The 6648-nt window shown below is 57.6% G+C and carries 5 protein-coding genes and 1 pseudogene; 4 read left to right on the forward strand and 2 right to left on the reverse strand.

The window, feature by feature from the left end:
- The first annotated feature begins 88 nt into the window (after positions 1 to 88).
- From FJ949_RS22965 to FJ949_RS22980, 4 genes are all read left to right on the forward strand, one after another.
- Positions 89 to 1027 (forward strand): AraC family transcriptional regulator, encoded by a 939-nt coding sequence (locus FJ949_RS22965; RefSeq protein WP_140499419.1) that lies wholly within the window; start codon positions 89 to 91, stop codon positions 1025 to 1027.
- 652 nt (positions 1028 to 1679) lie between these two features.
- Positions 1680 to 2750 carry an AraC family transcriptional regulator gene (locus tag FJ949_RS22970; protein WP_140499421.1) on the forward strand — a complete coding sequence of 357 codons (1071 nt, stop codon included), beginning with the start codon at positions 1680 to 1682 and terminating at the stop codon, positions 2748 to 2750.
- Between the two features lie 532 nt (positions 2751 to 3282).
- The gene (locus FJ949_RS22975) at positions 3283 to 4350 is read left to right on the forward strand and encodes a helix-turn-helix domain-containing protein (protein ID WP_140499423.1); all 1068 of its coding nucleotides are present in this window, start codon (positions 3283 to 3285) and stop codon (positions 4348 to 4350) included.
- A gap of 432 nt (positions 4351 to 4782) precedes the next feature.
- Positions 4783 to 5205: a L,D-transpeptidase gene (locus FJ949_RS22980; RefSeq protein WP_224646872.1), complete on the forward strand. Its 423-nt coding sequence runs from the start codon at positions 4783 to 4785 to the stop codon at positions 5203 to 5205.
- 137 nt (positions 5206 to 5342) lie between these two features.
- Here FJ949_RS22980 and FJ949_RS22985 read toward each other — a convergent pair whose 3' ends face one another.
- Together FJ949_RS22985 and FJ949_RS22990 are read right to left on the reverse strand one after the other, a co-directional pair.
- A complete protein-coding gene (locus FJ949_RS22985; protein WP_140499425.1) occupies positions 5343 to 5795 on the reverse strand; it encodes a universal stress protein in 453 nt (150 codons plus the stop codon).
- A gap of 673 nt (positions 5796 to 6468) precedes the next feature.
- A pseudogene (locus FJ949_RS22990) lies at positions 6469 to 6648 on the reverse strand (Ku protein); the annotation flags it as partial.

Consider the following 6648-nt stretch of genomic DNA (forward strand, 5'->3'; position numbering starts at 1 on the left):
ATCGCGTCCAACTCCAGTCCGGACAAAAGACTTGGAGAGGCCCTCGTTGTTGGAGGCTCCTAACTGGTACGCCCGCCAGTATAATTCCGTGGTCGCGCGCACCCGCGAGTCCGATCCCGACGCGGAATTCCATATCCAGCAGATTGGCGAGCAGCGCCATGCATCGAGCCTTGCAACGATAGACTATGGCGACGCGTTCGTCCTCGATTTGCGGGACAAGGGTGGCATCGCCATGTCCGGGGCGATCAATGACGATGCGTTGACGGCGGTGTTCCTCTGGGGCGAAGGCACGACCTTCAACGGACAACGGAGTGAAGTACCGCAGTTGCGGATCATCGGCCCGGGAACAGAATTCAAGCTGGAGATGCCAGGAAGCTATCGCCTCATGCGGATCGGTCTGCGTGGGTCCGCGCTCGAGTCTCTGCGCACGGCATCAGCCTCCCACCTGGGCCAGAGGACCGCGCTGATGCCAGGGATACATGAGCAACGCCTCACGGCAGGAGCCGAGCTGGAGCTTCAGCAGAGGCTGCTGCGAACCGTCGGGTTCGCGGAAGCTGCAGCACAGCGTGGCTATGACCTAAGTGCCGGCCTGGCCGTTGCGGCGAGCGAAGCGGGCGCCGCGCTCGCGCGGGTGCTTTCCCTCACGGAGCAACCATCCCCCCGCGCCCTCGGTTCCAGCGATCGGCGCGATATCGTTGATGCCACCCTGGCCATTCTGGAGGCAAGGCCTCATAGCCCTGTTTCCGTCAGTGCAGTCTGCGAGGTACTGGGCATTGGCGAGCGAATGTTGGAGCGCGCCTTTCAGGAACGTCTGGGAGTCAGCCCTCGAGCTTACGAGCGGGAGCGGCGGCTTCGGGCCGCGCACGGCCTTATCCTGACGCAGGGCGATCGCCTCTCGATCACCGACATCGCCATGAGCTTTGGTTTCTGGCACCTGGGCCGTTTCGCTGGAGCCTATACGTCAATCTTCGGATGCTCCCCCAGTGAGGCGCGTCGGCGCTTCTGGAGACACGCAGCACCAGACTGATGGGATGCTCAAACCTGCCGATCCGAGGCTGGTTAACGCGGTGCCTCAGGCATTTTGATCAGGATGGGAAGACGATGAAGCCGTCGGCTCCTGTGGACGGAGGCAGTCGGCAGAAATGCCGGATCCCCGCGGTCGGCGAATCCTAAAGCCAACGACACACCTACGCGTAGGGCCTCATCACAGCTATGTGCAGCCCGCATTCGGCCTAGTTGCCTACTGAACCACCCCTTTCCGAGAGCTTTCGGGCACTCCGTCGGAAAGTGGATAGAAATTGGTTGGCCGTCAGGAGATTCTGATGGCGCGACCTCAGTGGGGCCGCAACAAACCTTCCGACCGGTTGGTCGCAAGCAAGAGAAACGCAAGGTCACTCCACATGGCGCGCTCGGCGCCGATGAGAATGGCCATAGTCGCAAGGGTAAATACGATGCGAAAACGCTGTCCCAGCTTTCACGAGAAATAAACGCATTGTCTACGTTTGGGATTCCTAGCCCACTCTAGGGGAGCATCTCCGGCTTAAGATTGCCTCAAAATCAATCTCATCCGCGGCGGCAGGTTGAGGGTGTGTTTTATTGTCGGTTTCCTTGCGGGAAACGGCCTGCCGACCTCTTGATCTGCCTATACTTCGGCGTCTCATGTACGACAGGAGTTTGTTATGGACGCGAGAGTAACCGCTGCCGGCATTCCCACCGACCCTTTTGCGGATGAGCCTCTAAGATGCGCCATCGACGTAAATAGCTTGTCGGCACCCCCAGCCGAACAGTTTGATTTCTATCGATCATGGTTTGCCGGGGTTGCCGAAATACAGCTTCTTCGGGCCGAGCACGCCGTGTTCCCGGCTCGTCATCAGGTATGGCAGTTGGGCGATCTGGCGTTGAGTTCCATCGAAATCCCAGGCTCCGGCTACGAGATACAATGGGAACATCGCAGACGGTCCCTGTTGGATCACTGGATGCTGTCCGTGCCGTTCTCGCAGTCTGCTGCCGGCGAGATGATATCTCGTCGGCCCCGCATGAGGTGTCTGGCCTTGCCCGATGTTGGAGTGAGCAACGATGATCTGTTCATCACACTGTTTCTGCCCCGCACATGGCCGGCAACCAGATCATCGAAAATCGAAGCCAGCGACGAGGCACTGGATTTTCTTGCGCACTACGCCGTTCTGCTGCACCGCTCACTTCCTCATTTGAGAGAAGCGGATCTGCCCCATATCGTCACCGCGACTGCCAACATTTCCGCGGCTGCTCTTATGCCGACAAAAGATCATCTGGCAGAGGCGCAAGGGCCTGTGAACGCGGTGTCTGCCGCTCGGATTGCCAAGCGTATCGCAGAGAGGTTGAGCGATCCCGACTTGACGCCCAACAAACTCTGCCGCGCGGTCGGTGTCTCACGCTCCCGTCTCTACCGGATTTTCGAGCCGGTGGGCGGTGTGTCCAACTATGTGCGGCGCAAGCGGCTGCTGAAAACGCGCGACGCTCTAGCGGACAGTTCGGACAGGCGAACGATCTCCAGCATTGCCGAAGTATGGGGCTTCCAAGATCCGTCTACCTACAGCCGGATGTTCAAAACAGAGTTCGGCATCTCTCCAAGGGAAGCGCGCGAACTCGGGTGGCAGGGCGTCAAGCATTCGACCTGGCTGACTGTGGATGAGCCCCTCGCGGATGCTGGCATCCTGAGCAACCTTCTGATCAACAATTCATTGGGATTGTCCCTTTCTTCAAGACAGTGACGGATTCCTGGCAGAGGTCGGGGCGCCTGGAGATCATCCCACAAGCTACAAGAAATATACGTCAAACCCATATTATGGATTCCTCGCATATTTTTCAAAAATCGATGACCGTTTAAGCTCGGCCGTGTCCTCGTCATTAGCATCACGATTTTCGATAACTCCACTCTGGGTTTTTAATTGTCAGGACCGTCTCCTTGCGAAAAGCACATCGTTCATTGTTGATCTACTAGCTCGATAGGAGCTTGTGATGGAGGTAACAGTACGAAGCGATACTCTTGGCGAGCCGATCGCTGGAGCAGTTGCCATACACGCTGCCGACATCCGCACATCATCGATTCTGCTGGCTGGGCGAGATGTTCTTGTCGACTGGTTCTATACCACCCAAGCAGGTGCGGGTGTCGGGATTTCAAGTCCCATAACCTCGATCTCGCCGCGGCTACATCCGCCGGGGATGAGCCCGATACGTCTGGTCTCTTGATCGAGAATTCCATGGGGTTGCCGTCACCCTCTTTCAAGCAATGAGTTTGCCTCAATGCAAGACAAGCCATCAATTGTCAGCGAAAGCGAAACGATCGGGACCCCAGAACCTCTAAGATGCGTCGTAGACGTTGATACCTCGCAGGCGCCACCGCCCGAGCAATTCGACCTTTTCCGGAGTTGGCACTCAAATATAGCCGACGTCGAATTGCTGCGAGACGAGTTCGGCTCGTTCTCTGCGCGCGAGCGGGCGTGGCGGTTGGAGAGCCTCGTGCTGGCTTTCATCGAATATCCCGGGATGGGGTACCGTCGGCGGTGGCGCAGCAGAAAGAGTCCGGTGTTCGACCACTGGGCTCTTTCGGTGCCCCAGACAATCCCCGCGGGCGGCGGCACGCCAAGAATGGGACAGCTGCGCTGGCAATGCCTGGGTGCACCCCATGAAGACCAGGGTGAGGATGACGGTGTCCTTGCGCTATTCCTTCCGCGGGATTTCGCCTTCTCGCAACCCTTCACGCTCGATATCCGGCCCGAGATGGCCGCATTCGTCGCCGACTATGTTCTGCTGCTCTATCATTCCTTCCCCCATCGCACGGAAAGCGACGTCCCGTATGTCGCATCGGCGACCACCAGCCTGCTTGCCGCGTGCATTTCCCCGTCCCGGGATCACTTTTTCGAAGCACAGGAGCCGATCGACGCGGTCATCATGGCCCGCGCGAACAAGATCATAATAGCCAATCTGGCCGACCGGAATCTGACACCGGGAAAGCTCTCGCAAGACCTCGGCATTTCACGCTCTCGACTTTATCGGATTTTCGAACCAGCCGGAGGAATCTCGCACTATATCCGGCGACAGCGGCTGCTGAAAACGAGGGACGCGCTCGGAAACATCGCGGATGGACGCCCGATTTCGAGCATTGCGGAGGAGTGGGGCTTCATGGATCCCTCGACATATAGCCGGACATTCAGGCGCGAGTTCGGAATCTCGCCCAAAGAGGCGCGGGAGGCGGGCTGGCTGGGCCTCAAGCACCCTCCGTTGGCGGAGCGGTCGAACAACGGCAAACCTTCTCTGAACAGCCTCCTGGCCAACAATTGCCTTCTCAGCCATCAGCTTTCGAGTACGTGATTGGAATCTTCGGCTGAGGTAATCTTGTCGAAGACAAGAGTGAACCCATTCCTTGGCGAAGCTGGAGATTGGACGCCGGTTCGAACTGCCCGCCGGGAACACCCCGCAGTCTGACGAGGCGCTCGTATGGCATGAGATTGCACCCTCAGCGGAGAGGCCGATGTCAGAAATGTTGGTCCCGATAGCGCAGGCTCATCGAAGCTCATAAAATACCAGCCAAGAAGTCATTAAATTTCGGAGGTTCATTTGGTGAATTCTTTGAGCAGACGATCCGTGATCGTTGGGGGAATATCATTTCTGGCGCTGTCCGGGCATGCGGAAGCTTCCCAAAAGAGTTGGTATATCGGGAGAATTCCGGATAAACCCTTTTGACATCCCTCTCGTAGACAAGACGCGCATCCCCAGCAATTCCGTCGGCAAACGGTGCCTTACTTGGGTAGGGAAACCGCCGGAACAATCCTAATCAACAAGCAGGAGCGCTTCCTGTACTATGTCGAAGACGCCGGCAGGGCGATCCGTTTCGGCATCGCAGTCGGTCGGGACGGACAGAGATGGGGTGGAGAGGCCATCGTTGAACGAAGAGCCCGATGGCCGATCTGGACCCCCACCGCCAAGATGCGACGCCGTAATCCGACCTTGCCGCAGCGCGTTCCGGGAGGCCCAAACAATCCTCTCGGCGCCCGGGCACTGTATCTGTATCGCAATGGCCAGGACACGCTGTATCGCATTCATGGGACCAATGAGCCGTGGACCATTGGAAAAGCTGCATCATCCGGCTGCATCAGGATGTTGAACGAGCATATTTTTGAACTCTTCGGAACGGTGCGCAACGGTGCCCGCGTTATCGTTGTCTAGCCTGCGGCAATCATGAATGCCATTGCGCGGCACCTCTAAATGCCGAGGCCGACGCGTGGAGACATCCTCGTCACAGGACACCGTCTCTCTGGAAGGTTGAGCGTAAAGGAAGCCGGCGCTTCTCCGGTTTCGTTTGGCTACCGCACGACCAATACAGGCACACTTCCATCCGCGAGAACCTCCGACGTCTGGCTTCCCAGCAAAAGCTTTCTGATGCCACGACGGCCATGGGAAGCCATCACAATCAGGTCGCAGCCTCGTGACTTGGCGGTGTCGATAATCGCCTTGGCCGGGTAGGTATCCGGGACATGTAGAAATTCTGCGGAAACCCCCATCCGGTCGGCTGCCTCCCTGACTTGATCGAGGACTTGCCCTGCGAATTCCTTGCTCGCGGCCTCAAAACTATCAACCTCCTCCTGCGAAGGAATAGACCCGGAGGTAAATCCGGTTCCATAGTCAATCAGCATTGGCTCCGTGACCGTGACAACTGTCGCCTTGGCAGCCAAGGCTTTCGCCAGGGCTATCCCCTGCTCAACGCCCTTCCTGGCGACGTCGGAGCCATCCGTGCTCACGAGGATATGAGTGTACATCTGAGTTCTCCCTGCCTGGTCGACCACGGTTCCGGCAACACCAACACTCGTCGAGATATGCACGTTGGTGCACTGCAAGCCCTCTCTTGGACATCCAACTCACGCCGATTGTATCGCGACGCTGGGCACATTCGGGAGCGGACGCACCATCTCCAAACCGCGGAGGAATAGCGCTAGCCCGGCCCGACGATCACCAATTGCCTTTTCGTGTACCAGCTATGGTTAAATCACAGACAAGACGACAGATGTTCGCAATGCCTTTGTTGCCCGCTCAACCTACAATTCATCGAGTCATTGCGTTATGTGCAATTTATCCCAATGAATTGCATCTCGTCCAATTCTCCTTATTGCGACGTGCATATGTTGGCGATTCCCCTTTCGACCCCAAAATCGAACAATATGATTTGATCAATGTATCTTTCGGTGAGTATCTCCATGTGAAAAGAAGCACATTATTGACTGGAGGGGCGGCAGCCGTCACCGCCTGTCTGCAAAGCCCGCCTTTTCGCAGTCGATGGGACGTGCATCTTGGGGTTAAAGGCGACGCGCCCCTGCACCGCGCGAATGACTCGGGCGGAAGCCCCGAGCCCGAGCGACCAATCGATCTTTTCTGATCCCGGCACAGGATCGTTTTCGGTCATAATTCGAAGAAAGCAGACAACCAGATCCGCGACTATGCCGATTTGCGTCCGGCTTTGGCTTTGGGGCGGTCCTTGATCCCTTCCTTGGCGAGACTCTTGCGGAGAACCGACGCCAGATCGATAACGTTCTCCTTGGGCGGGGGCACCGGTTTGGGCGGCTGCTTGCCCTTGCGTTTTGCGTCGATCAACGCGATGAGCGCATCCTCGTAGGT

The sequence above is a fragment of the Mesorhizobium sp. B2-4-1 genome, assembly GCF_006442185.1.
Classification (GTDB): Bacteria; Pseudomonadota; Alphaproteobacteria; order Rhizobiales; family Rhizobiaceae; genus Mesorhizobium.